The sequence below is a fragment of the Leifsonia sp. 10L418 genome, assembly GCF_056395445.1.
In genome coordinates, this window is sequence record NZ_JBFTJN010000007.1 from 1 (window position 1) to 21,292 (window position 21,292).

Below are 21,292 nucleotides of genomic sequence, written 5' to 3' on the forward strand. Positions count from 1 at the left end.
ACTCCTTACATCACTCCTTACATCGTTGAAAATGCGGGTGTTATTACGTGCCGGCCTGGGATTCCTCACGGACATCTCTGTAATGAGTCACGGACCCTGTGGGGGTTCGGACGGGCTTCTGATCAAGTCACGTCGAGGATCGCAGGCCGGCCCTCACGCGTKCRGYGGRGTGGACAAGTCGACAGCAAGACACGTTCCAAAGAACGGTCAGAGATCCGGCGAGTCACACCCCACCGTGCGCATGAGAACCAACCTGCCAGCTGATAGCCAGACCAGCTAGTGACCATTACAGAGATCGGGTGAGCCGATCTCTGAAGTGTGGTCGCGTCCGAGGATCGGCCGGCGGAGGTCTCGACAGGCTCGACCACCGATTCGGCCGGGTACCCAATTCAGGAACGGAGGTGTGTCGCGGCCCTGAAACCGGGCTATTTCGCCGGTTTCGGCAGGCCGACACACCTCCGCTCCTGATTTCGGTACCGGCCGGAGGTCTCGACCTGATTTTGGTACGGGACGGAAGTCCGGACGGGTGCGACCCCGAACGAGCCGAGTCCCGTGGCTAACTCAGGAAAAACGGATGCGTCGCCGCAGCATCCGCAGAATCATGCGCGCAATTTCGGGAGATCGCTGGGATTTCCTGAGTTAGCCACATCTGAAGCACGAATTCGGGGCCGGACCGGGCCTGATGCGGCGATGCGCGCCATCCGGAGGCCGCTCTCTCGCTAGAATCGAGCAGGTAATTGGCTGCAGGACGGATAGAGGACATCTCAGTGGCGCGTAGGCAGGACAACCGGACAGAGCTCCCGGGGCTCGAAGTGAAGGCTGTCGGCCCCACAGGACGCCCGCTGCGAGAGTTTCCCGACCCGCGCCCCCTCAAGCTTCATGGCCCCGCCCGCATCATCTCGCTCTGCAACCAGAAGGGTGGCGTCGGCAAGACCACGACCACCATCAACCTGGCTGCGGCGCTCGCCGGCTACGGCCGCCGCGTGCTCGTCGTCGACTTCGACCCGCAGGGCGCCCTCTCGGCCGGCCTCGGCGTGCCCACCCACGACGTGGCCACCATCTACGACCTGCTGCTGAGCGGATCGAAAGACCCGTTCGACGCCATCCAGCACACCAACGTGCAGGGCCTGGACATCATCCCGGCCAACATTGACCTCTCGGCCGCCGAAGTGCACCTCGTCAACGAGGTTGCCCGCGAGCAGATTCTGGCCCGCGTGCTGCGCAAGGTCTCGGCCGACTACGACGTCATTCTGATCGACTGCCAGCCGTCGCTCGGCATCCTGACCGTGAATGCCCTGACGGCCAGCCACGGCGTGCTCATCCCGCTCGAGTGCGAGTTCTTCGCGCTGCGCGGCGTCGCCCTGCTGATCGAGACGATCGACAAGGTGCGCGACCGGCTGAACCCGGCCATCGAGCTCGACGGCATCCTGGCGACCATGTACGACTCCCGCACGCTGCACTCGCGTGAGGTTCTGGAGCGTGTAGTTGACGCGTTCGGCAACCAGGTGCTCGAGACGGTCATCGGCCGCACGGTCAAGTTCCCCGACGCCAGCGTGGCCGGGCAGCCGATCACCGATTTCGCTCCGGAACACCCGGCGGCCAAGGCCTACCGCCAGATGGCGCGGGAACTGATCCAGCGTGGCGCTGTCGCCTAACGCGGTCGAAACTCCCGCCTTCTCGGTGGCCCTCGGCAACTTCGAGGGCCCGTTCGATCTGCTTCTCACCCTGATCGGCAAGCACGAACTCGACATCACCGAGATCGCGCTCAGCCGGGTCACCGACGAGTTCATCTCCTACCTGCGCGGCCTCGACTCGGCCGAGGAACTCGATCAGGCCACCGAGTTTCTGGTCGTCGCGGCGACCCTGCTCGACCTCAAGGTGGCCGGGCTGCTGCCGCTCGGCGAGCTCGTCGACGCCGAAGACGTGGCCCTGCTCGAGGCACGCGACCTGCTCTTCGCCCGGCTGCTGCAATACCGCGCGTTCAAGGAGGCGTCGGCCTGGTTCGCCGGACAGCTCGAAACCGAATCCGCCCGGCATGTGCGCTCGGTGCGGCTCGAAGAGAAGTACCGTCAGCAGACCCCCGAACTGATCTGGACGCTCACCCCGGCCGACTTCGCCGCCCTGGCCACGCTCGCGCTGACGCCGAAAGAGCTGCCGAGCGTCGGCCTCGACCACCTGCATGCGCCGCTGGTCAGCATCCGTGAGCAGGCCGCGCACGTCGTGGCGATTCTGCGCGCCGCCGACAGCGTGAGCTTTCGCGAGCTGATCGTCGGCGCCGACCAGAAGGGCGTCGTCATCGCCCGCTTTCTGGCCGTGCTCGAGCTCTACCGGCGCGGCGCGCTCTCGTTCGAACAGATTGAACCACTCGGCGAGCTCAGCCTGCGCTGGTGCGCCGAGAACTGGTCAGAAGAAAACCTCGCGAACCTCGGAGCCGACTATGACAACTGACAACGCGACAACTGACAACGCGATCGCAGGCAACACCGCGACGACGGATGCAACATCCGCCGACCGCGACTCGGCTCTCGACCGCAAGCTCGAAGCCATCCTGATCGTGGCCGACGAGCCGCAGAGCCTGGTTCACCTGGCCAGTGCCCTCGACGAACCGCTGCCCGTCGTGCGCGCCGCGGTCGCCCGCCTCGTCGCGGATTTCGACGGCGACGGCAACGGCTTCGGTGGCACCGTGCGCCGCGGCTTCGAACTGCGCGAGGTCGCCGGCGGCTGGCGCATCTACGTGCGGGCGACGCACGACGAACTGGTCACCGACTTTGTGCTCACCCAGAACCCGAGCCGGCTCTCGCAGGCCGCTTTGGAGACACTCGCGGTGATCGCCTATAAGCAACCGATCAGCCGCGGGGCGGTAGCCTCAATCAGGGCCGTCAACGTCGATGGAGTGGTACGCACCCTCCTCGGCCGTGGTTTGATCACTGAGGCCTTCACCGACAGCGAGACGGGTGCGATCAACTACGCCACCACAGACTTGCTGCTGACCCAGCTCGGAATCAACTCGCTCGACGAGTTGCCACACTTATCGCCGTTGCTCGATGACGGCGCAGAAGGATTTGAGGATCTACGATGACCAGCGATTTCGCACCCGACGCCGGCAACCCCGAAGCAGCCGTAGACGGCGTACGTCTGCAGAAGGTGATGGCCTCCGCCGGAGTCGCCTCCCGCCGCGTCTCTGAAGAGATGATCGCCGCCGGCCGCGTGCGCGTGAACGGCAAGGTCGTGACCGAAGCCGGGCGTCGCATCCACCCGGAGACCGACGAGATCGCCGTGGACAACATCGCCGTGCAGCTCGACACCAGCCGCCGCTACCTGATGCTGAACAAGCCGGTCGGCGTCGTGTCGTCGATGCAGGACGAGAGCGGTCGCCCCGACCTGCGCGAGTTCACCAAGGACTACGAGGAACGCCTCTTCAACGTCGGACGCCTGGACGCGATGACCAGCGGTCTGCTCATTCTCACCAACGACGGTGACCTCGCGCACGTGCTTGCGCACCCCTCGTTCGGTGTGACCAAGACCTACATCGCCAAGGTGGAGCGCCGCGTCACCGCGCAGACCATCGCCGCTCTGCAGAACGGCATCGAGCTCGAAGACGGCCCGATCGCAGCCGACAAGGCCCGCGTGCTCACCGGTCAGGGCGGCGACGGCTTCAGCCTCGTCGAGATCACCCTGCACTCCGGCCGCAACCGCATCGTGCGTCGTATGTTGGATGCCGTCGGTCACCCGGTCGTCGACCTGGTGCGCCGCCAGTTCGGGCCCCTGAACCTCGGCACTTTGCGGGCCGGCGCCGTGCGCGACCTCACTAAGGTTGAACTCGGCGAGCTGCTCACGGTGTCGCGCGCTGCGCGTCCGGCGCAGGGTGCCGCCTCCCCGGCCTCCGACAATTCAGACGCCGCCAACTAGCAGCCCCAAGCTGCAGTCAGCAGCGAGCTGGCACCAGTCAGCACTAGCCAGCAAGCTTCACACAGCAAGGAGAACGTGAGTGGTGGAGAGTCGCCTCGTCGGGCCGGTTCGCATCGTCGGTGTCGGCCTGCTCGGAACCAGCGTGGGCCTCGGCCTCCGCAACCGCGGCATTGAGACGATCCTCGCCGACGCCTCGCCCACGAACCTCAGCATCGCCATCGACTACGGGGCCGGCCGTGCCGCCCGTGACGATGACGAACCGCAGCTGATCGTGGTCTGTGTTCCGCCTGATGTGACGGCCGAAATCGTCGCGCGCGAGCTCGACGCGTTTCCGAACGCGATCGTGACGGATGTCGCCAGCGTCAAGCTGGCCCCCCTGGCCGAACTGCGGGAGCGGGGCGCCGACGTGTCCCGCTACATCGGCTCGCACCCGATGGCCGGCCGGGAACGCGGCGGACCCCTCTCGGGCCGCGCCGACCTGTTCATCGGTCGTCCCTGGGTGGTCGCCGCGCACGGCGGCATCAGCTACCAGAAGGCCAATGCGATCGACGATCTGATTCTCGACCTCGGCGCCGTGCTCATCGAAATGACCCCCGAGGAACACGACAGGGGAGTGGCGCTCGTTTCGCACGTTCCCCAGGTGATCTCCACGATCCTTGGCCGCCAGCTCGCCGACGCTCCGCATGCGTCGCTGAACCTCGCCGGTCAGGGCGTGCGTGACATGACCCGTCTGGCCGCGAGCGACGCCGACCTCTGGGTGCAGATTCTGGGCGCGAACGCGAAGCCGGTGCGGGACATCCTGCTCACCTACCGCGACGACCTCGATCGGTTCATCGACGCGCTCGCCGACCCGGCCGCGCCCGGCGCGCGTCGCAAGGTGGCCGAAGAGATGATCGGCGGCAACGCCGGCGTCGCCCGCCTGCCCGGCAAGCACGGTCACGACCGCCAGTTCTCGTCGATGATCGTGATGATCGACGACACCCCGGGCCAGCTCGCCCGCCTGCTGCACGAGATCGGCGAGATCGGGGTGAACCTCGAAGACCTGCGTCTCGAGCACTCGCCCGGGGCCGAGATCGGCCTGGTCGAAATTTCTGTTCTACCCGAGGTGGTCGCCCGCCTCACCGATGAGCTGGCCGCGCGCGGCTGGCGGATTGCCGGATAACCGTATGACCCTGAACACCCACACGACTCCCGACGACGTTCCCATCGTCGTCGCCATCGACGGACCGGCCGGCAGCGGCAAGTCCAGCGTCAGCAAGGCGGCGGCCCGTCGCCTCGGCTACGCGTTTCTCGACACCGGCGCCGCCTACCGCGCGTTCGCCTGGTTCGCGCTTTCGCGGGGCATCGACATGAGCGATGCGGATGCTGTCGCGACGTTGCTGGTGGACTTCGACTACTTCATCGGCACCGACCCCGATGACTACATCGTGCAGGTCGGCGACACCGACGTGACCGACGCCATCCGTGAGCCACGGGTGACGTCAGCGGTCAGCGCGATCGCCAAGGTTCCGGCCGTGCGCGAGCACCTCACCAACCTGTTCCGGCGCATCGCCCGCGACGTGCTGAAGCCCGGAATTGTGATCGAAGGCCGCGACATCACGACCGTCGTGGCGCCCGGCGCCGACGCTCGCATCCTTCTCACAGCATCCGAAGAGGCTAGAATGGCTAGGCGCTCTCTGGAAATATCGACCCAATCGGCCGAAACAGTAGCAGAACAGCTGCGATCGAGAGACTTGGCTGACTCGAAGGTTGTCGAGTTCATGAGCGCCGCAGACGGTGTGACCACCGTCGACTCCACCCATCTCGACTTCGAGCAGACCATTGACGCGGTCATCGACGTCATCACCACACGTACCGCGAGGAACTCGCATGAATAGCAACGATTACGACGACACGAGCCCCGAGCTCGTCGACGACGAGCTGGCCGACAAGCTGGCGAACCTTGACGAGGAATTGGAAGTAACCCGCGCCGCGGCGTTGCGTTCCGGCCTCGACGACTATGAACTTGATGAAGAGGACTTCGACGTTCTCAACCTGGCGACGGAAGACCCCGACGCCATTCAGTACCTGCCGGCCCTGCCGGTCATCGCCATCGTCGGCCGCCCGAACGTGGGCAAGTCAGCACTGGTGAACCGTATCCTCGGCCGCCGCGAGGCAGTCGTCGAGGACACCCCCGGCGTCACCCGTGACCGCGTCACCTACAAGGGTGAGTGGAACGAGCGCCGGTTCAGCCTCGTCGACACCGGCGGCTGGGAGCCCGACGCCAAGGGCATCGACGCATCCGTCGCCATGCAGGCCGAGATCGCGATCGACCTCTGCGACCTGGTCATGTTCATCGTTGACTCCAACGTTGGCCCGACCTCCACCGACGAGGCCGTCGTCAAGATGCTGCGCAAGAGCGGCAAACCCGTCTTCCTCGTCGCCAACAAGGTCGACGACATCCGTCAGGAGCCCGAAGCGGCCAACCTCTGGGCGCTCGGCCTCGGCCAGCCCTGGCCGGTCTCCGCTCTGCACGGGCGTGGCGTGGCTGACCTTCTCGACGCGATCCTTCTGGAACTGCCCGAGATCTCGAACGTTGCCAAGCAGGAAGTCGGCGGCCCGCGCCGCGTCGCCCTGCTCGGCCGCCCGAACGTGGGCAAGTCCAGCCTGCTCAACAAGGTTGTCGGCGAAGAACGTGTCGTCGTCAACGAGATGGCCGGCACCACCCGCGACCCGGTTGACGAGCAGGTTGAGCTCGGCGGCAAGGTCTGGCGTTTCGTTGACACCGCCGGCATCCGTCGTCGCGTGCACCTCTCGCAGGGCGCCGACTTCTACGCCTCGCTGCGCACCAGTGCCGCGCTGGAAAAGGCCGAAGTCGCCGTCGTTCTGATCGACGTCACCGAGGTCATCAGCGAGCAGGATGTGCGCATCATCGACTTGGTTCTCGAGTCGGGCCGTGCGCTCGTGCTCGCGTTCAACAAGTGGGACATGATCGACGACGACCGTCGCCGCTACCTCGAGCGTGAAATCGAGCAGGACCTGGCCCACGTGGCCTGGGCCCCGCGCGTGAACATCTCGGCGCGCACCGGTCGCCACATGGAGAAGCTGGTTCCTGCTCTCGAGATCGCTCTCGAGTCGTGGGACACCCGCGTCGCCACCGGCAAGTTCAACGCGTTCTTGGCCGAGCTCGCCGCGGCACACCCGCACCCCGTGCGTGGTGGCAAGCAGCCCCGCATCCTGTTCGGTACGCAGGCGTCCAGCCGTCCGCCGACATTCGTCATCTTCACCACCGGGTTCCTCGACCCGGGGTACCGCCGCTATATCACGCGTCGTCTGCGCGAGATCTATGGATTCATCGGCAGCCCGATCAACATCAGCATGCGAGTTCGCGAGAAGCGCGCGCGCAACAAGTAGCTGTTGGTCTTACGAGCCCGTCTCGACTTCGGTCGGGGCGGGCTCTTTTGCGTCTCCTCCCGTCTCGTTGATCGAGGAGCGCCCGACGAAGTCGGCCGCGTCTCGAGATCTCGTGAGTCGATCTCCGGACCTGGCCATCCCGTTGGTCGAGCCTGTCGAGACCAAGTGGGCCGATCTCTGGCGTGGGATTCCCGTTGGTCGAGCTTGTCGAGACCGCGTGGGCCGATCTCGAGACGTGGTCGCGGGATCTCGACAGGCTCGACCACCGGAACCACGTAATGTCCTGTCACACTCCGCAGGGAGCGCGGCGGCTGGCGTAGCGTCGGCAGCATGCATCCGCTCGCCGCGCTCACTCTCGTGCTCGGCCTGGTCGCCGTCGCGACCGGGCTCGGCCTGGTCTGGCGCCGCCAACAGGGGCGGCTCCGCGTCGTTGCGTCCGAGTTGATCCGCCCGACGGATGTCGCCAGCTCGGCCCCGTTCGGCGCCCGCGCGACGCTGCTGCAGTTCAGTACCGACCTCTGCTCGCGCTGCCCGGGAACGCACCGGCTGCTCGGCGCGGTGGCCGACGCCCGACCCGGCGTCGTGCACCTCGACATCGACCTCACACACCGCGCGGATCTCGCGAACCGCTTCAACATTCTGCAGACCCCGACGACGATCGTGCTCGACGGGTCGGGGCGCATCCGCGCTCGGATCAATGGCGTGCCCAACCGGAGTCAGCTCACCACGCAACTCGACGATCTTGTCAGGAGTGACCATGTCCACAGCGGCTAATACATCGGGTGCCGGTTCGGCAGGCGGCACGCAGGACAACACGCAGGACAACACGCAGGACAACACGCAGCGCAGCGCGGGGATCGACCCGCGCGGGCCTCGGTTCAGCGCTGCGATCACGGCCGTGCTGCTGCTGGCGGTGGTCTTCTTGGCGCTGGTGGGGGCGTCCGTCGCGGCGTTGGTCCTGCTCGCAGCGATTGCGGCACTGTTCGCTTGGGGTGCGTTTGCCGGGGTCAAGCGTCACCCCTACGGGCTGCTGTTCAAGAAGCTGGTGCGCCCGCACTTGCAAGCGCCAACCGAGCTGGAAGACCCGGCTCCGCCGACGTTCGCACAGGGGGTCGGACTTTTCGTGACGCTGATCGGTGTGGTGATCGGGCTCCTCGGTGTCGCGCCCGCCGTGCCGATCGCGGCGGCGGCAGCCTTTGTGGCGGCGTTTCTGAACTCCGTGTTCGGCTACTGCCTCGGCTGCCAGTTGTACGTGCTGCTCGTGCGGGCCGGGGTGCTCGGCCGGGTGCGCGCGGCCTGACCATCCCGTTGGTCGAGCCCGTCGAGACCCGGTGGGCCGGTCTCGAGACTCTGGTCGCGTGATTTCGACAGGCTCAATCACCGATCCGTTGGTCGAGCTTGTCGAGACCTGGTGGGCCGGTCTCGAGACGTTGGTCGCGTGATTTCGACAGGCTCAATCACCGAAACCGACAGGCTCACTCACTGGCGGGCAGTGCCCCTGAACAACCCCTGCGCCCGCGCCTTCTCCTGCGCGCGGGCCAGCGCCAATTCGGGCGACATGTCGGGCATGGGGAAGGTTCCGGCTCTGATCGCTTCGCCCAGCTGCACGAAGTCTGCGTGCGATTGATCGGCGTAGGCGTGAGCCCACTCGGTAACCGCAGTGGTGAAAGCATCGGAGTTGCCAATGTAACCGGCGGCAAATGCCGCATTGGGGCTCTGTGAGTGGGCACGAGCCAATAACCGACCGCAGGCGTCGACATAGTCGAGAAAGGTGTTGCGTTTCAGCGCCTCAATGTCGATCGAGATGTTGCGGTCGCGAAACTGGCGCACGTAAAACCCCAGCCCGATGCCCGTGAAGTAGCCGAGGAACGGGTCAGAAACCGCCTGCAGGATGCGTTGGTTGGCGACGACTCGGAGGCCGTGATCCGCGGTGAGGGCTTCCGGTTCGTTGAGGTGGGAGACGACCGGCTCGATGCCGCCATACTCGTTGAGCACCGAACGCCCGGCCTCCTTGATCTGCAGGATCAGACCCTCGCCGCTTGGCCCGGTGAGCACCGCGATGAAGCAACGAGTGCCGACGCTGCCGACACCGACGACGCGGCGCACGATATCCGTCACGGTGTACTGAGAGAGCAAGAAGGCGATGTCGGGCGAGACCGAGTGCCGGTAGGTCTCAATCATTTCCTTGACTTGGAACTCGTAGTCCGGAGGGACATGGGTCAGGGTCGGTGGTCGTTCGACGATGGAGATCGTGCCGTCGTCGCCGAGTTCGGTGATCCGGTTGAGTTCCCGGGCGGAAGTGCGACGTGCCGAGGCGGTGAGCGCCTGGTCGATCACCAGCTGGGTGTCCTTGCCGTAGCGAGAAGACCCCAGGTTCACCTCGGCGCGGCGGTAATAACGCTCGAGGGTGTCGAGTTCGAGCATTTCATTGAGCCCCAGCCGATACGCGGCGGCAGCGGCGTGTGCGGCTTCGCGCACTTCGCGAGACGAGAACCCCTTGTGCCTGCCGGCGATGACGACACTAGTGACGAAGCGTTTCACGTCCCACTCCCACGGGCCGAAGGCGGCCTCGTCGAAGTCGTTCAGATCGAAGACCATCGTGCGTTGCGGCGAGGCGAAGAGCCCGAAATTCGAGATGTGGGCGTCACCGCAGAGCACCACACCGGCACCGGTCGTCGGGGCGCCGGCGAGGTCGGCGGCTTGCAGGGCGGCGGTGCCGCGGTAGAACGCGAACGGGTTTTGCATCATCCGTTCCAGGCGCAGCGGCACCAGCCAGGGCAGTCGGCCCTCGTTCTGCTGGCGCAGGATGTCGAGTGGATCGCGCCCGGCATCGGCGGTGTACTCGGAATGGGCCGTTCGGGGCAGTGTCTGTCGGGCCTGACGCCCAGCCTTCAGACGATCATCCAACGTGGTGATCGGCGGGTGCTCGAACCTGTGCCGCGAGGAGGAACCGTTCATTTCGCCCGCCTTTCACCGATGAAGGGTGTGGATCAGGGTACTCCCACTGATCCCCGGATTGCACGTAGTGTTCCGACATCCGCTCGCGCGATCCGGTGGTCGAGCTTGTCGAGACCTCCGTCAGTCGGTCCTTGGATCCCGCGCCGAGTTCCGACATCCGCTCGCGCGATCCGGTGGTCGAGCTTGTCGAGACCTCCGTCAGACGGTCCTTGGATCCCGCGCCGGGTTCAGAGATCGGCTCGCGTGATCTCGACGAGCTCGATCAACGCACAAAAAGGCGGCCCCGCGCTTTCGCGCCGGACCGCCTTCGTCAGATCTGGATTAGGCCTTGGTGTCGCCTTCGGTCGGTGCTGCCGGCGTCTCGTCGTCGGCAACGGCGGGAGCGTCAACCGTTGCAGTCTCCGCCGCCGAAACGGGCGTCTCCGGGGCCGTGAACGCAACCGCAGGAGCAGTCGCGGTGGGTGCCGCGATGACGATGTCATCATCCGTGTCGGCGAAGTCGGCTTCGCTCACAGCGGCCGCAGCGACTGCCGAGCGTGCGATCACGAACGACACAGCGTGAATGGCCAGAGCGATGAGCAGGCCCAGTACGCCGACACCGATGAGGGTGGCGCCGAGCGAGCTGCCCGACTGCAGGGTGAAGAGCTTGCCGTAGTCGGCCGACTGCTTCGTGTAGAGGTCGGCCTGGCCGGAGTTCGACGAGGTCATGAGCACGTAGCCGACGAGGCCGACAACCACCGAGGCCAACCACAGAATGGCCAGCGAGTAGTTGGTTTTCGTCGGGGCGCCGGGAGTTTTCGGAGACATGATTTCCTTCGTCGTGTTGAGCGGCCCGAAGCGGGCCACTGAAAACCGTAGGGGAGTCAGCTATGTGGTTTCTATGAGGGGCCTGAGGATCCTCGCAATCTCTTACTGCCAGCGGCGGTGCGGGCGTGTCGGCGATGTTTGCTTGATAGCGCCTAGTCGGTGAGCCGCAGTTGCACCACGGCACGGTCGGATTTCGGGCGTGCGGCGACGGTGAACCCGGCGCGCTCGAAGAGCGAGAGCGGCCCGTGATAGAGGTCGGCCGAGGAAGCTCTGGGTCGCTCGGCGACGTCGACGGGGTAGGCCTCGACGATCCGTGCGCCGTGCGCGCGGGCGTGCTCGACGGCTCCCTGCAACAGGGCGCCGCTCACCCCGCGCTTTCGAAAGCCGACGCGGACGACGAAGCAGGTCACAGCCCAGACGGATGCGTCGTCGAGGTCATCGAGTCCGCCCGCCGCGACCAGGGGCATCCGTTTGAGCCGACTGTAATTCGGCCGGGGCTCGACCGCGCACCAGCCGACCGGTTCGTCGCCGAGATAGGCCAACACGCCCGGGGCGGGTGTCGGTGCCTCAATCTGTTCACGCAGCGTCCGGCTGAATTCTTCACGGGGGCGGTCGTTCCATTCGGCGTTGCTCAGCTTGAAGAATTGGCACCAGCAACCGGCCGGATCGCCGCGGATTCCAAAGACAGTGCGCACGTCATCCCACGGCACGGTGTCGACGGGGCGTACGGTCAAATCGGAGAGCACGGGCATGCTGCCACGCTAACGCGATGCCGGGTGTGCGCAAAGGGTCTGCGGAGGCGGTAAGCTATTCGAGTTGTCTCTTGCAGGTGCAAATCGGTTCGCCGGGATGCGTTTGGGGGAGTAGCAACGGGCTGTAGCGCAGCTTGGTAGCGCACCTGACTGGGGGTCAGGGGGTCGCAGGTTCAAATCCTGTCAGCCCGACCAAATGTCCCGGAAACTCAAGGGTTTCCGGGACTTTTTTGGTTAGAGATTTGATTAACCCATCACTACCCCATCACTTTCACCGTTTTGGAGCCGCTGAGCCGGCCCTGTTGTCCGGGGCGCCGACGTCGTTTTCAGTCGCTGCCGATCGTCCGGGATCGTGGCGCGCACCTTCTGGGCATGAGCATCCACGACGACAACCCAACCGCTCCTCCCACCAGCGCCTGGGGGCTCGAGCCCCTGATGGACGTTGCCGAGCTGGCGACCTACCTGGGCATCCCGATCTCCACGGTCTACGACTGGCGGGTGCACGGCAAAGGACCCACTGCCTACCGGTTCGGCAAACACCTCAAGTTCGCCGTCTCCGACGTGCGGGCCTGGATCGCCCAGCAGCGCGAGCCCTCCAGCCCGCCCGGGCGCCCCGATCGGCGGTGAGCTGAGATGGCCCGGCACCGGTTGACAATCGGCACGTTCGGCGACATCGGCACCCGTAAAACGCCAACCGGCCGATACGAGGCGAGAACCCGCTACCGCGACTGGGACGGCCACGCGCGTCTGGTGCAGGCCACCGGCGCTACCGCCAAGGCCGCCGAGCGGGCACTGAAGGCCAAGCTCGCCGACCGGGACCTGTTCCAACCCGCCGACACTTCACTCTCACCCGACAGCCTATTCAGTGACCTGGTGACCTACTGGTTGGAGGACATCGACCTGGAGGGCCGGATCTCCAAGACCACCCGGAACCTGTACGAGCGCAATATGCGCACCCTCGTGTCACCGGCGTTCGATCGCCTCACGCTGCGCGAGATCGGCGTCGCCCGCTGCGACAAGTTCATCAAGCAGCTGGCGAAGCTTTCCTACAACCGCGCCAAGCAGGCCCGGGTCGTCCTGCGGCTGGCGCTGGAGTTGGCGGTGCGGCACGAGGTCCTGCCGCGCAACCCGATGGACCACGTCTCCCGCCTCTACCGCGAGCCGCACATCCCCGAGGCTCTCACCGCCCCCGAAGTCAACGTGATCCGCGCCGCGATCGCCCAGTGGGAGATCGCCGCCGACCACATCTCCGGCCCCAAGCCCGACGGCCAGCTCGGCGCGATCGTCGAGGTCATGCTCGGCACCTCGGCCCGCATCGGCGAGGTGTTGGCCATCCGCCGCCGCGACATCGACATCACCAGCCCTGTTCCGTCCATCCGCATCGCCGGCACGATCGTCAGCCGCAAAGGCGAGCCGACCTTCCGGCAGGACCACCCCAAGACCGCCAGGTCAAGTCGCGTTGTCGCACTGCCCACCTTCACCGCCGACGCGGTCCGCCGCCGGCTCGCCAAAGTCGGGAGTATGGGCCTGGATTCACTGCTGTTCCAGTCCCGGGACGGCACCCCGCTGACCACCGCGAACGTGCGCCGTCAGCTCCGACAGGTGCTCGACGGAGCGGGCATTACTGGGGTGACCCCGCACCTGTTCCGCCGCACGGTTGCGACCGCGGTCAACGACAACGCCAGCATCGAACTCGCCGCGGAACTGCTCGGCCACACGGACACCAGGGTCACGGTGATGCACTACATCCAACGCAGCGAACTGGTGAACCCGGCCACCGCCGCACTCCTCGACCGGGCGTTCGCGAAGGATGACGATTGAACACGGTGCCGCCACGGTGGCGGTACCGTGTCATCTGGGGTTTTGCTGTTTTCCCTGAAACCTCGGTGATCACTTCACGAGCGGGCGGACTGAGAACTGGAATTGGCTTCCTTTGTACACCGAAGTTTGTCCATGCACAATCGCCATTTTGGGCTGCTGTGGGCGAGATGGGAGCGCCCACTCACGAGGCGTGCGGAATGAGATTTCGCCATGGACAGCGGGGAGACCGGCAAGAGCGACGTCCAGAAACCGGCCACGGGCGCTGCGGCACCAGGCGACGCCGCCTGGACACTGCCCGAAGCCATGACAGGCCGGGCAAGCCCCGCGAAAGCAGCGGTCGGCGACAAGCCGGTCTTCGCCTACATCGCCAGCCTGCCGCAGCCGCAGCGCGGCATCGCCGAAGCGGTCGATGCACTGGCGGCCAAGACGCTGCCCAACCTCCGGCGCTCCGTGAAGTTGGGCATGTCGTACTACGGAGTCGGCGACGGGTGGTGCTTCAGCCGCGGCGGTTTCGCCGGCCACGTCAAGCTCATGTTCATCGACAGCGCAGCGCTCGAACCGGCACCGTCGTGGCCCGTCGGCGCTCGGAAATTTCCAGCTGACGGCGCAGCCGTGCAATCTCGGCTTACTCCGGGCTCAACCGGCCAATCTTCTCGCCCGGCTTCTTACCCGCGAGCACTCCCGCGTCGCGCAGTTTTCGCCACTCGGTGATCAGCGAGGAATAGATGCCCTGCTCCCGCAAATACGCACCGCCCTCGTTGAGGGCGATGGCCACCTCATACGCGGCCAGATGATCAAGCTTCTGCGCCGGAGTGATCGTGCGCCTCGGCGTGGGACCCCCAGAATGGGGCCGGGGACTACTGCTACTGCTACTCATGGGACCACCGTCGCGCACGGCGATCAAAGAAGGGCTGGACATGCTGGATAGATTCCTGGTTCTCGCCCTACGTCATGCGGCGGACTTGCTGCGAGTGACTGGCCTCACCCAACCCTGACACGTAGGGATGCGACGGTTGCGCCGTCGGGGCAATTCATGACGCTGAGTTGTTCGCAGGGTAAGTAGGTTTCCCGAGTGGATCCGTTGCCAGATTGAGCCGATGCCACATGCTTTGGAGGATTTACCTCGTGCAGAGGAGTACTGAACACCCAGTGCTCAATGCTCGCCTGCACGACCCCGAAAACACGCGGCCCGTTGTGCAGGAGGTTATTGAAAGTGACAACCGCGAGCTTCCGGGGGAGCGTTCGGTAGACCTCCGTCTTACGAAACGACTGTCTGGCAGGTTCTGTGGACACACTGGCAGGTTCTGTGGGATACAGGTGCGTCGCGTCGTGCAGGATTGTGAACATGCGCCTGAAGGACTTTACCCCGCCTGACACTGCAGCTGCCCGGGCAGCCCTCGAACTCGCGACCACCTATCACACACCGGCCTTGCTCTCGCATGTGATCCGGTCGTGGCTGTGGGCGCAGGGATTCGCCGTCCTAGAGGGGCGGACAGACATCGACCACGAACTGCTCTACGTCTCGGCCGTGCTACACGACATCGGAACGGCCCCGGATTTCGACAACAACAGGTTGTCGTACGAAGAAGCGGGCGGTCACGTCGCCGTCGCGCTCACTACTGGGGCGGGATGGCCGCCTGCCCGACGTCAACGAGCACTTGAGGTGATCGTCCGCCACAACTGGCCATCGGTGGACCCGGCACTGGACGCAGAGGGGTACCTACTCGAGATCGCCACCGCCCTCGACATCTCAGGAGCTCGCCCCGATATGCTCCCATCCGAATTCCTGCGCGACGTGATGGCCGCGTATCCGCGCCTGACGCTGGCAGAGGAATTCACGGCCTGCGTGATGGACCAAGCCGCCCGCAAGCCGACCACCGCCGCGCACCGGCTCGTAACCGGTGGACTTGCCCGGAAGCTGAAAGAGAACCCGCTAGAAAGCGTGCTCGACCGGTAATGCGTTTCCATGCTCCGACGGCCGCTTCCCCATCAAGGGGCCGCGTTCTAGTCGGGAACCCCCAAGTTCCCGCAGAGGGTTCCGTTTGCGGGCCTGCACGCGAACACGCACTGTGATGTGGTCAACTCGGCGAGCCCGGCCGATGCTTGCGGCGTCGAGCGCAGGAAGTTACTTGAGAATCGCCACTGCAAGTGACTGGCTAGCTGTACTGCCCAGGGACGTTGGTTGAATCGGTGTGACGAATCGCTGTAGTCGTTTCTGATCGGGTTGCAGATACCCTGCGGATTGATGGCGGAGCCCGCCGAGCGATCTCAGCTTGGTCGATCGAGTTCGGCGAATGCACGCACCGGGAAGGTGCCGAAGTTTGCAATCTTCGGCGCAACGGCGGTGAACCTTGCCCCGCGCGCCGGTAGCTTGCCGAGGTTGGTGAGGTGTTCGACGATATGGATGCCGGCGCCCAGCAACAATGCGTGTACCGGTCGCTCGCCACTGGAATCCTTGTCGTCGATATTCAGCGAGTCGATTCCTACCAGGCCGACGCCGGCATCGACGAGGAATCGTGCCCCTTCTTCGGTGAGGTAGGGAGCGCCGTCTCCGTAGGTTGGCGTTCCGAAGTGCCGATCCCAGCCCGTGTGGAGGAGCACTGCGGATCCGGCGAGATCCCGTCCGCGAAATGCGCTGGCATCGACACCCCGCGCGGGGGCGTTAGGCAGATGGATGACTTCGGCGCGGAGGCCGACAAGCGAGTCGAGTTCAAGCCCGGCGAGGTCGATTCCTCCGGCAACGCAGTGGAAGGGACTGTCGATGTAGGTGCCGGTGTTGCCGATCATGGTAATTGTGTCCATCGTGAACTCGGTTCCGGGCGCGTATCGGGCCGGCGAGTCCTCGCGAGAAAGGAACGGTGTGATCGTGGGTGCGGGCAGTCCTGGGTAGGTGACGAGGCCGACGCTGATGGTGTGACTCAGGTCGATGATGTGAGGCATCGGGTTTCCTTTTCATGGTTGTGCGATGGTGATCATTCGAGATCGCCATCGATACGGTCAGGCCGTTTGGTGGCGGAACCGGACGAGAAGGTAAGTCGCCAGCACCGCCGCAAGAAACGCCGCTACGCCCGCGGCGATGATTGCTGCATGGAATCCTGCTGCAATACTTGCGATCGCCGCGATGGAGCTGAAAACACTGACGCCGATGGCGCCCCGTTCTGCGAGCTCACGTGTGCGAGTCCGGATGCGAGCCCGGATCGCTCGACTGGGATACCTGGAGCAATCACCATCGTGGACGGCGTGAAGCTCAGGGCCACACTCCTGCCCCCTTACCTCAGTGGAGCGCAAGGACCAAGTAGAGGGCCGCGAGGGCCAGCGTGGTGGGGGTCATGATGAGTCGTTCGGGTTTGCTGCGGGAGATCCCGTTCATGAGGACGCCGAGCACGAAGTATGCCGTCATCACCCACATGGTGATGGCAGTAAAGGATTCGCTGACCAACGCTGGGACTACGACGGCCTTGGCCAGCGCTGTGTAGGCGAAAAGGGCATACACGCCTATGGATACCGCGCTCCCGATTCTCAGTTTGGCAGGGAGGACACGGTGTTGCCCGCCCCACGCCATCCTCCCCAGCGGAGCTCCACCGATGAGTGCGGCCTGGAAGATGGTCAGGCCGGCCAGAAGGGAGCAGGCGAGTATTGCGAAAAGCTGATCCAACGGCATTACAAATCCATCCTCTTGTTTAGTGCCAAGCAATCTATAGGGTGCGTTTCGAACCGGGCAGCTGAGGGTTCAAACGGCACAGTGAAGGACGAACCCTCCAAGGCGTCTGACGGGCGAAAGGCTCTCAATTTCTTCCTGCCTAGTAGATTCGCCGCTCGTCATCCTCAGGCACTTGTTCGCAGTTTTGACTACCAATCCCCAAAGATCCGGACAAGCGCGCGTTTCGCCGCGGCGTAGGACTCAGCCGAACCGCTGAGGAGCGAACGCGCATTTGCCGCCTCGAGGAATGCCGTCGTCTCGAACACCAGTTGGTTCACGTCGACCTCAAGAAGTTCTCCGCTGTCGGCTGCCGCCTGGATTTCCGACGCCAGCAAGGAGCGCCATTCAAGAACCACCTTCACGACTGCTTCCCTCACCGGGCCCGATTTGGAATCCAACTCCGTGCTGGCCGCCGCGAAGAAACATCCGCCGACAAAGACCCGGTCGCGGCTGTAGGAAAGCCAAGCGTCAAGAAGGACACGAAGTCTTTGCAAGCCGGGCGCGGCGTTAAGGGAGGGCGCTACGACCGCGGCGATGAAAACCTCTCGCGCCGCTTCGACGGTCGCGATCTGAAGCTGCTCTTTCGAACCGAACAATACGGCTACTCCGCTCTTACTGAGAGCGGCACGAGACGCCAGACCCCCCATCGAGAGACCCCCGAGCCCTTCAATTGACGCCATGTTCACCGCTTGCTCCATGACACTTTTTCTTGATTTCAGGCCTCTGGCCGTCCTGCCATCCATATGGACCTCTATTCCGTGGTGTGTGATCACAAGCTTAGTGTACGCTCGTGCGTATAGTTACTGATTCGCCTCATTGTCCGCCTCGGCTTGCTGTCGGTGGACCTGTACGTGTGGCGATTCAGGCTCGGGAACCCGTCTACCTCACCACGGACTGCCCTGGTGCCGGCCACAAGGTCGACATGTTGAAATTCAAGATTCTAAGGAACACCCATGCAGACAACCCTGACCCATATCGGCACCGCAACAATGCTCGTTCAATTCGGCGGTCTCACGTTCCTCACCGATCCGGTGTTCGATCCCGCTCCTACTGAGTATGTATCGGGGCCGGTGGTCCTGCGGAGCACCATCGAGCCGGCCATGTCCGCAAGCGAACTTCCGCCATTTGACGCCGTGCTGCTCAGTCACGACGAACACCCGGACAATCTAGATGAGGCCGGCAGGAAGTTGCTGGAGGGGAAGCCCGTCATGACCACCGAAAGCGGTGCTGGACGGCTGGGTGGCCAAGCGGTTGGCATTGCCCCTTGGAGCAGCCACACGTTCGCTGTGGGGGAGAATTCCGTGATCATCACAGCGACGCCTGCGCATCACGGTCCCGGTGGGGACGTGATTGGATTCATCCTCCGGGTCCCCGGCGAAGAGAAGGTTCTTTACATTTCCGGAGACACCACCTATGAAAGCGACCTTGACCAAATCGGCGAAATGTTCTCGGTCGGAGTAGCAGTGCTGCATCTCGGCGCGGCGAAGTTTGCCATACTCGGGGACCAGATGATCAGTATGGACAGCGCGAACGCAGCCAAGTTCACTGCCTCTCTCGCGGCCGACATGGTGGTGCCGATCCATTTCTCCTCGTGGGAACACTTCACGGAAACGGAAGATGAGATCGCGGCTTCATTTGCGGGAGCCGGTCTGACTGACCGCCTGAAATGGCTCACTCCCGGGGTGCCACAAGTCCTTGAGGTAGAGGCTTCATGAGCGTGCCCCATTCGATTGTTCCCGTAGCGATGCGCTTGTTGGACGCAGTGAGTCCTCGCATCGCTGCCCACGCGGCGTCGGCGATGTTCTGGCATCTCGGCAGGCCACCTTCCGTGCGAGCGGTGGACCGGGAGATCCACGAGACCGCCGCCGTGGAACACATGGTATTCGGCCGCACTTCCGTGGCGGTATACACCTGGGGCACCGGAGACTCGGTGATTCTGCTCGTGCACGGGTGGCGGAGCCGGGCGTCCCGGTTCAGCCATCTCGTGCGGGCACTGACGAACGACGGCCGCATGATCGTTTCATTTGATGCTCCCGGCCATGGGGCGTCGGGCAAGGGGCCATCCGACGTTGTTGAGTGGGCACGCATCATTCGGGAACTTGAAGCTCGCTATGGTCATTTCGACGCTATTGTCGGGCATTCATTCGGCGTGCTTGCCGCTTTCCAGGCCGTGCGGATGGGGCTCACCACGGGCCGAATGGCGACAATCGCTGGAGTGCACAGCCTTGAGAACCTCGTGACGACCTTCACCCGAATGATCCAGTTACCGACGCGAGCGCAGGTCCATTTCCGAGGTCGAATCAATCGGCTGGTGTTTGATGCCAGCCCGTTCGCGTGGGGGCAGATTGTGTCCCAGTTCGATTCAGGCAGCAACCGTATGCCGCTTCTCGTGGTGCATGATGCCTCAGATGCCATAGTCGGCATCGACCAGGCCGGGCTCATTGCCGGCGCCCACGCTGGTCCCACCTCGGTGGTGTACACCGAAGGGCTCGGTCACAACCGAATCCTGACCGATCGACGTGTCGTGGACGCCATTACCGAATTCGTCTAAACGTAAGCCGAGTCGCCGGTTCCCGGGCGCAAGGGTGACGGTCGATCGTTCGCATGATCGGTAGCAAACGGCCGCCGATAGCCCCAGTTCCGGTCCCCCTTATCTTCGATCCACCGCCCCGCATTTCTTGAGTTCACCCTGCGGGCTTCCGGATCTTGTTGAGGACTCGCCCCAATAGTGCTAAATCCTCGTCGGTGAGGTTGGACGCGAACTGACATTCGATCGCGCGGACATAGACCGGAGCGGTTGCACGGAACTCGGCTAGTCCCACTTTCGTAATTGCCGCGTACGCTGAGCGCCGGTCGCCTGGATGCTCCTCCTTGGTGATCAGGCCTCGGCTCGCGAGTTCGTCGACGAGACGGCTGACCCTCGATCGACTAAGGACGACCCGCTCCGCGAGGTCACCTATTCGTAGTCGGCCTTCAGGTTCTGTTGCGAGCTCGAGCAGCACGTCGTACCACGACAGCGGCAGGCCGGTCTGCCTTTGGACTTCCTTGTCCAGCGCGGGAACGAGGGCGGCGTGCACTTGGAGCAGTGCGCCCCAAGCGTCGGCGGCGAGCTTCTTGCGAGAGGGCATGCCCTAAACATAGAGGAGTTGCGTGCGCACGCACGCATAGGTATTGTTGTGTGCGCACGCACATAAACCACGAAAGGGCATCATGACCAAACTCATCACCCGCGACGACCTCAAGGCAGCCATCGACTCCCGAACTGTCACCGTCATCGACGCGCTTGGAGGCATTTACTACGAGCAGCAGCACCTTCCAGGAGCACTGCCACTCGTGGGCGCGGATGTCGTAGAGCAGGCCACGAGCTTGCTTCCGGACAAGGACGCCGCGATCATCACCTACTGTTCGAATGCTTCCTGTCCGAACAGCCAGAACGTCGCGAACATGCTCACGGCAGCTGGATACACAAATGTTCGCAAGTACAGGGAGGGCATTCAAGATTGGGTAGAGGCTGGTCTGTCGATCGAGTCGGGCGCATACATCTGTCCCTGATGGAATGACCGATCTGGTCGGGCCAGCAGCTGGGCACATGTCCGCGGCGAGGCTCGATGACCCGGGCGCCTGCTGGCAAGAAGACTTACTGCCGCCTATATCGGGCCGCGCGCCTGGGTTGAGTTCCCGACCTTGACCCCTGGTTTCCTCGGAAACCAGGGGTTCCCTTGTTTCCAGGCGCACTGATCCCGGTGAGTAGCCCATCGACGAACGCGGCTGAGCACGAGCCCGACAACTAGCCAGATGGCCAGGTTCAGGGCGACCAGCGGGAATTCCCAAGAGCCGTTCTGCTCGAAGTTCGCGAAACTCTCGGACCGGAACGCGCGGCGCATGCCCCGCGCCATCCACGTCAGCGGGAACATGCTGGCCGCGTTCTGCATCCATTCCGGAGCTCCGACGG

The 21,292-nt window shown here is 64.3% G+C and carries 22 protein-coding genes, 1 tRNA gene and 1 pseudogene; 16 read left to right on the plus strand and 8 right to left on the minus strand.

All coding sequences use genetic code 11. The features are described from left to right. Positions 1-767: 767 nt before the first annotated feature. The 9 genes from AC1DCF_RS14165 (at position 768) to AC1DCF_RS14205 (ending at position 8,602) form a co-directional block, all read left to right on the plus strand. Positions 768-1,655 (plus strand): ParA family protein, encoded by an 888-nt coding sequence (locus tag AC1DCF_RS14165; RefSeq protein WP_441789308.1) that lies wholly within the window; start codon positions 768-770, stop codon positions 1,653-1,655. After that, the gene (locus tag AC1DCF_RS14170) at positions 1,639-2,448 is read left to right on the plus strand and encodes a segregation and condensation protein A (RefSeq protein ID WP_477211578.1); all 810 of its coding nucleotides are present in this window, start codon (positions 1,639-1,641) and stop codon (positions 2,446-2,448) included. The genes AC1DCF_RS14165 and AC1DCF_RS14170 overlap by 17 nt, the downstream gene beginning before the upstream one ends. After that, positions 2,438-3,079, plus strand: a complete 642-nt coding sequence (gene scpB, locus AC1DCF_RS14175) for an SMC-Scp complex subunit ScpB (RefSeq protein WP_477211579.1) — start codon at positions 2,438-2,440, stop codon at positions 3,077-3,079. The genes AC1DCF_RS14170 and scpB overlap by 11 nt, the downstream gene beginning before the upstream one ends. Continuing rightward, positions 3,076-3,909 (plus strand): pseudouridine synthase, encoded by an 834-nt coding sequence (locus tag AC1DCF_RS14180; protein WP_477211580.1) that lies wholly within the window; start codon positions 3,076-3,078, stop codon positions 3,907-3,909. The genes scpB and AC1DCF_RS14180 overlap by 4 nt, the downstream gene beginning before the upstream one ends. Positions 3,910-3,988: 79 nt before the next feature. Beyond that, on the plus strand, positions 3,989-5,071 hold the full coding sequence (locus tag AC1DCF_RS14185) for a prephenate dehydrogenase (protein WP_477211581.1): 1,083 nt from the start codon (positions 3,989-3,991) through the stop codon (positions 5,069-5,071). Positions 5,072-5,075: 4 nt separating this feature from the next. Continuing rightward, entirely contained in the window at positions 5,076-5,786 is a 711-nt protein-coding gene (cmk, locus tag AC1DCF_RS14190; RefSeq protein WP_477211582.1) for a (d)CMP kinase, read from the plus strand. Further along, positions 5,779-7,302, plus strand: a complete 1,524-nt coding sequence (gene der, locus AC1DCF_RS14195; protein WP_477211583.1) for a ribosome biogenesis GTPase Der — start codon at positions 5,779-5,781, stop codon at positions 7,300-7,302. The genes cmk and der overlap by 8 nt, the downstream gene beginning before the upstream one ends. Before the next feature lie 330 nt (positions 7,303-7,632). Next, positions 7,633-8,076, plus strand: coding sequence for a TlpA family protein disulfide reductase (locus AC1DCF_RS14200; RefSeq protein WP_477211584.1), 444 nt, complete (start codon positions 7,633-7,635; stop codon positions 8,074-8,076). Further along, positions 8,060-8,602: a DUF4395 domain-containing protein gene (locus AC1DCF_RS14205; protein ID WP_477211585.1), complete on the plus strand. Its 543-nt coding sequence runs from the start codon at positions 8,060-8,062 to the stop codon at positions 8,600-8,602. The genes AC1DCF_RS14200 and AC1DCF_RS14205 overlap by 17 nt, the downstream gene beginning before the upstream one ends. Before the next feature lie 179 nt (positions 8,603-8,781). Here AC1DCF_RS14205 and AC1DCF_RS14210 read toward each other — a convergent pair whose 3' ends face one another. From AC1DCF_RS14210 to AC1DCF_RS14220, 3 genes are all read right to left on the minus strand, one after another. Then, complete coding sequence (locus AC1DCF_RS14210) at positions 8,782-10,260, minus strand: DUF2252 domain-containing protein (protein ID WP_477211586.1); 1,479 nt, start codon at positions 10,258-10,260, stop codon at positions 8,782-8,784. A 321-nt stretch (positions 10,261-10,581) separates the two neighbouring features. Then, a complete protein-coding gene (locus tag AC1DCF_RS14215; protein WP_477211587.1) occupies positions 10,582-11,067 on the minus strand; it encodes a hypothetical protein in 486 nt (161 codons plus the stop codon). A 152-nt stretch (positions 11,068-11,219) separates the two neighbouring features. Further along, positions 11,220-11,819, minus strand: coding sequence for a GNAT family N-acetyltransferase (locus AC1DCF_RS14220; RefSeq protein WP_477211588.1), 600 nt, complete (start codon positions 11,817-11,819; stop codon positions 11,220-11,222). 118 nt (positions 11,820-11,937) lie between these two features. Here AC1DCF_RS14220 and AC1DCF_RS14225 point away from each other — a divergent pair. From AC1DCF_RS14225 to AC1DCF_RS14235, 3 genes are all read left to right on the plus strand, one after another. Next, positions 11,938-12,014, plus strand: a tRNA-Pro gene (locus tag AC1DCF_RS14225). A gap of 177 nt (positions 12,015-12,191) precedes the next feature. Next, the gene (locus AC1DCF_RS14230) at positions 12,192-12,446 is read left to right on the plus strand and encodes a helix-turn-helix domain-containing protein (protein WP_477211589.1); all 255 of its coding nucleotides are present in this window, start codon (positions 12,192-12,194) and stop codon (positions 12,444-12,446) included. 21 nt (positions 12,447-12,467) lie between these two features. Then, positions 12,468-13,640: a tyrosine-type recombinase/integrase gene (locus AC1DCF_RS14235; protein ID WP_477211590.1), complete on the plus strand. Its 1,173-nt coding sequence runs from the start codon at positions 12,468-12,470 to the stop codon at positions 13,638-13,640. A 565-nt stretch (positions 13,641-14,205) separates the two neighbouring features. Here AC1DCF_RS14235 and AC1DCF_RS14240 read toward each other — a convergent pair. Beyond that, positions 14,206-14,517: pseudogene (locus tag AC1DCF_RS14240) on the minus strand (IS3-like element ISAar46 family transposase); the annotation flags it as partial. Positions 14,518-14,985: 468 nt separating this feature from the next. Here AC1DCF_RS14240 and AC1DCF_RS14245 point away from each other — a divergent pair. After that, positions 14,986-15,597, plus strand: a complete 612-nt coding sequence (locus AC1DCF_RS14245; RefSeq protein ID WP_477211591.1) for an HD domain-containing protein — start codon at positions 14,986-14,988, stop codon at positions 15,595-15,597. Positions 15,598-15,908: 311 nt separating this feature from the next. Here the strand turns inward: AC1DCF_RS14245 and AC1DCF_RS14250 are convergent, their stop codons facing one another. From AC1DCF_RS14250 to AC1DCF_RS14260, 3 genes are all read right to left on the minus strand, one after another. Beyond that, positions 15,909-16,580 (minus strand): cyclase family protein, encoded by a 672-nt coding sequence (locus tag AC1DCF_RS14250; RefSeq protein WP_477211592.1) that lies wholly within the window; start codon positions 16,578-16,580, stop codon positions 15,909-15,911. Between the two features lie 334 nt (positions 16,581-16,914). Next, complete coding sequence (locus AC1DCF_RS14255) at positions 16,915-17,301, minus strand: hypothetical protein (protein ID WP_477211593.1); 387 nt, start codon at positions 17,299-17,301, stop codon at positions 16,915-16,917. 188 nt (positions 17,302-17,489) lie between these two features. Then, positions 17,490-18,113 carry a TetR family transcriptional regulator C-terminal domain-containing protein gene (locus tag AC1DCF_RS14260; RefSeq protein ID WP_477211594.1) on the minus strand — a complete coding sequence of 208 codons (624 nt, stop codon included), beginning with the start codon at positions 18,111-18,113 and terminating at the stop codon, positions 17,490-17,492. Between the two features lie 180 nt (positions 18,114-18,293). Here AC1DCF_RS14260 and AC1DCF_RS14265 point away from each other — a divergent pair, with 180 nt between their 5' ends. Both AC1DCF_RS14265 and AC1DCF_RS14270 read left to right on the plus strand, forming a co-directional pair. Then, the gene (locus tag AC1DCF_RS14265; RefSeq protein WP_477211595.1) at positions 18,294-19,055 is read left to right on the plus strand and encodes an MBL fold metallo-hydrolase; all 762 of its coding nucleotides are present in this window, start codon (positions 18,294-18,296) and stop codon (positions 19,053-19,055) included. After that, positions 19,052-19,891 carry an alpha/beta fold hydrolase gene (locus AC1DCF_RS14270; protein WP_477211596.1) on the plus strand — a complete coding sequence of 280 codons (840 nt, stop codon included), beginning with the start codon at positions 19,052-19,054 and terminating at the stop codon, positions 19,889-19,891. Before AC1DCF_RS14265 ends, AC1DCF_RS14270 begins: the two co-directional genes overlap by 4 nt. 133 nt (positions 19,892-20,024) lie before the next feature. Here AC1DCF_RS14270 and AC1DCF_RS14275 read toward each other — a convergent pair whose 3' ends face one another. Next, positions 20,025-20,468: a MarR family winged helix-turn-helix transcriptional regulator gene (locus AC1DCF_RS14275; RefSeq protein ID WP_477211597.1), complete on the minus strand. Its 444-nt coding sequence runs from the start codon at positions 20,466-20,468 to the stop codon at positions 20,025-20,027. Between the two features lie 82 nt (positions 20,469-20,550). Between AC1DCF_RS14275 and AC1DCF_RS14280 the strand changes: the two genes are divergently transcribed. Beyond that, positions 20,551-20,892: a rhodanese-like domain-containing protein gene (locus AC1DCF_RS14280; protein ID WP_477211598.1), complete on the plus strand. Its 342-nt coding sequence runs from the start codon at positions 20,551-20,553 to the stop codon at positions 20,890-20,892. Positions 20,893-21,292 lie beyond the last annotated feature (400 nt).

Bases quoted from the DNA above. Each gene is read 5' to 3' on its own strand.
- scpB (WP_477211579.1), top strand. From the start codon at position 2,438: ATGACAACTGACAACGCGACAACTGACAACGCGATCGCAGGCAACACC.
- AC1DCF_RS14180 (WP_477211580.1), top strand. From the start codon at position 3,076: ATGACCAGCGATTTCGCACCCGACGCCGGCAACCCCGAAGCAGCCGTA.
- cmk (WP_477211582.1), top strand. From the start codon at position 5,076: ATGACCCTGAACACCCACACGACTCCCGACGACGTTCCCATCGTCGTC.
- der (WP_477211583.1), top strand. From the start codon at position 5,779: ATGAATAGCAACGATTACGACGACACGAGCCCCGAGCTCGTCGACGAC.
- AC1DCF_RS14200 (WP_477211584.1), top strand. From the start codon at position 7,633: ATGCATCCGCTCGCCGCGCTCACTCTCGTGCTCGGCCTGGTCGCCGTC.
- AC1DCF_RS14205 (WP_477211585.1), top strand. From the start codon at position 8,060: ATGTCCACAGCGGCTAATACATCGGGTGCCGGTTCGGCAGGCGGCACG.
- AC1DCF_RS14210 (WP_477211586.1), bottom strand. From the start codon at position 10,260: ATGAACGGTTCCTCCTCGCGGCACAGGTTCGAGCACCCGCCGATCACC.
- AC1DCF_RS14215 (WP_477211587.1), bottom strand. From the start codon at position 11,067: ATGTCTCCGAAAACTCCCGGCGCCCCGACGAAAACCAACTACTCGCTG.
- AC1DCF_RS14220 (WP_477211588.1), bottom strand. From the start codon at position 11,819: ATGCCCGTGCTCTCCGATTTGACCGTACGCCCCGTCGACACCGTGCCG.
- AC1DCF_RS14230 (WP_477211589.1), top strand. From the start codon at position 12,192: ATGAGCATCCACGACGACAACCCAACCGCTCCTCCCACCAGCGCCTGG.
- AC1DCF_RS14245 (WP_477211591.1), top strand. From the start codon at position 14,986: ATGCGCCTGAAGGACTTTACCCCGCCTGACACTGCAGCTGCCCGGGCA.
- AC1DCF_RS14250 (WP_477211592.1), bottom strand. From the start codon at position 16,580: ATGCCTCACATCATCGACCTGAGTCACACCATCAGCGTCGGCCTCGTC.
- AC1DCF_RS14255 (WP_477211593.1), bottom strand. From the start codon at position 17,301: ATGCCGTTGGATCAGCTTTTCGCAATACTCGCCTGCTCCCTTCTGGCC.
- AC1DCF_RS14265 (WP_477211595.1), top strand. From the start codon at position 18,294: ATGCAGACAACCCTGACCCATATCGGCACCGCAACAATGCTCGTTCAA.
- AC1DCF_RS14270 (WP_477211596.1), top strand. From the start codon at position 19,052: ATGAGCGTGCCCCATTCGATTGTTCCCGTAGCGATGCGCTTGTTGGAC.
- AC1DCF_RS14275 (WP_477211597.1), bottom strand. From the start codon at position 20,468: ATGCCCTCTCGCAAGAAGCTCGCCGCCGACGCTTGGGGCGCACTGCTC.
- AC1DCF_RS14280 (WP_477211598.1), top strand. From the start codon at position 20,551: ATGACCAAACTCATCACCCGCGACGACCTCAAGGCAGCCATCGACTCC.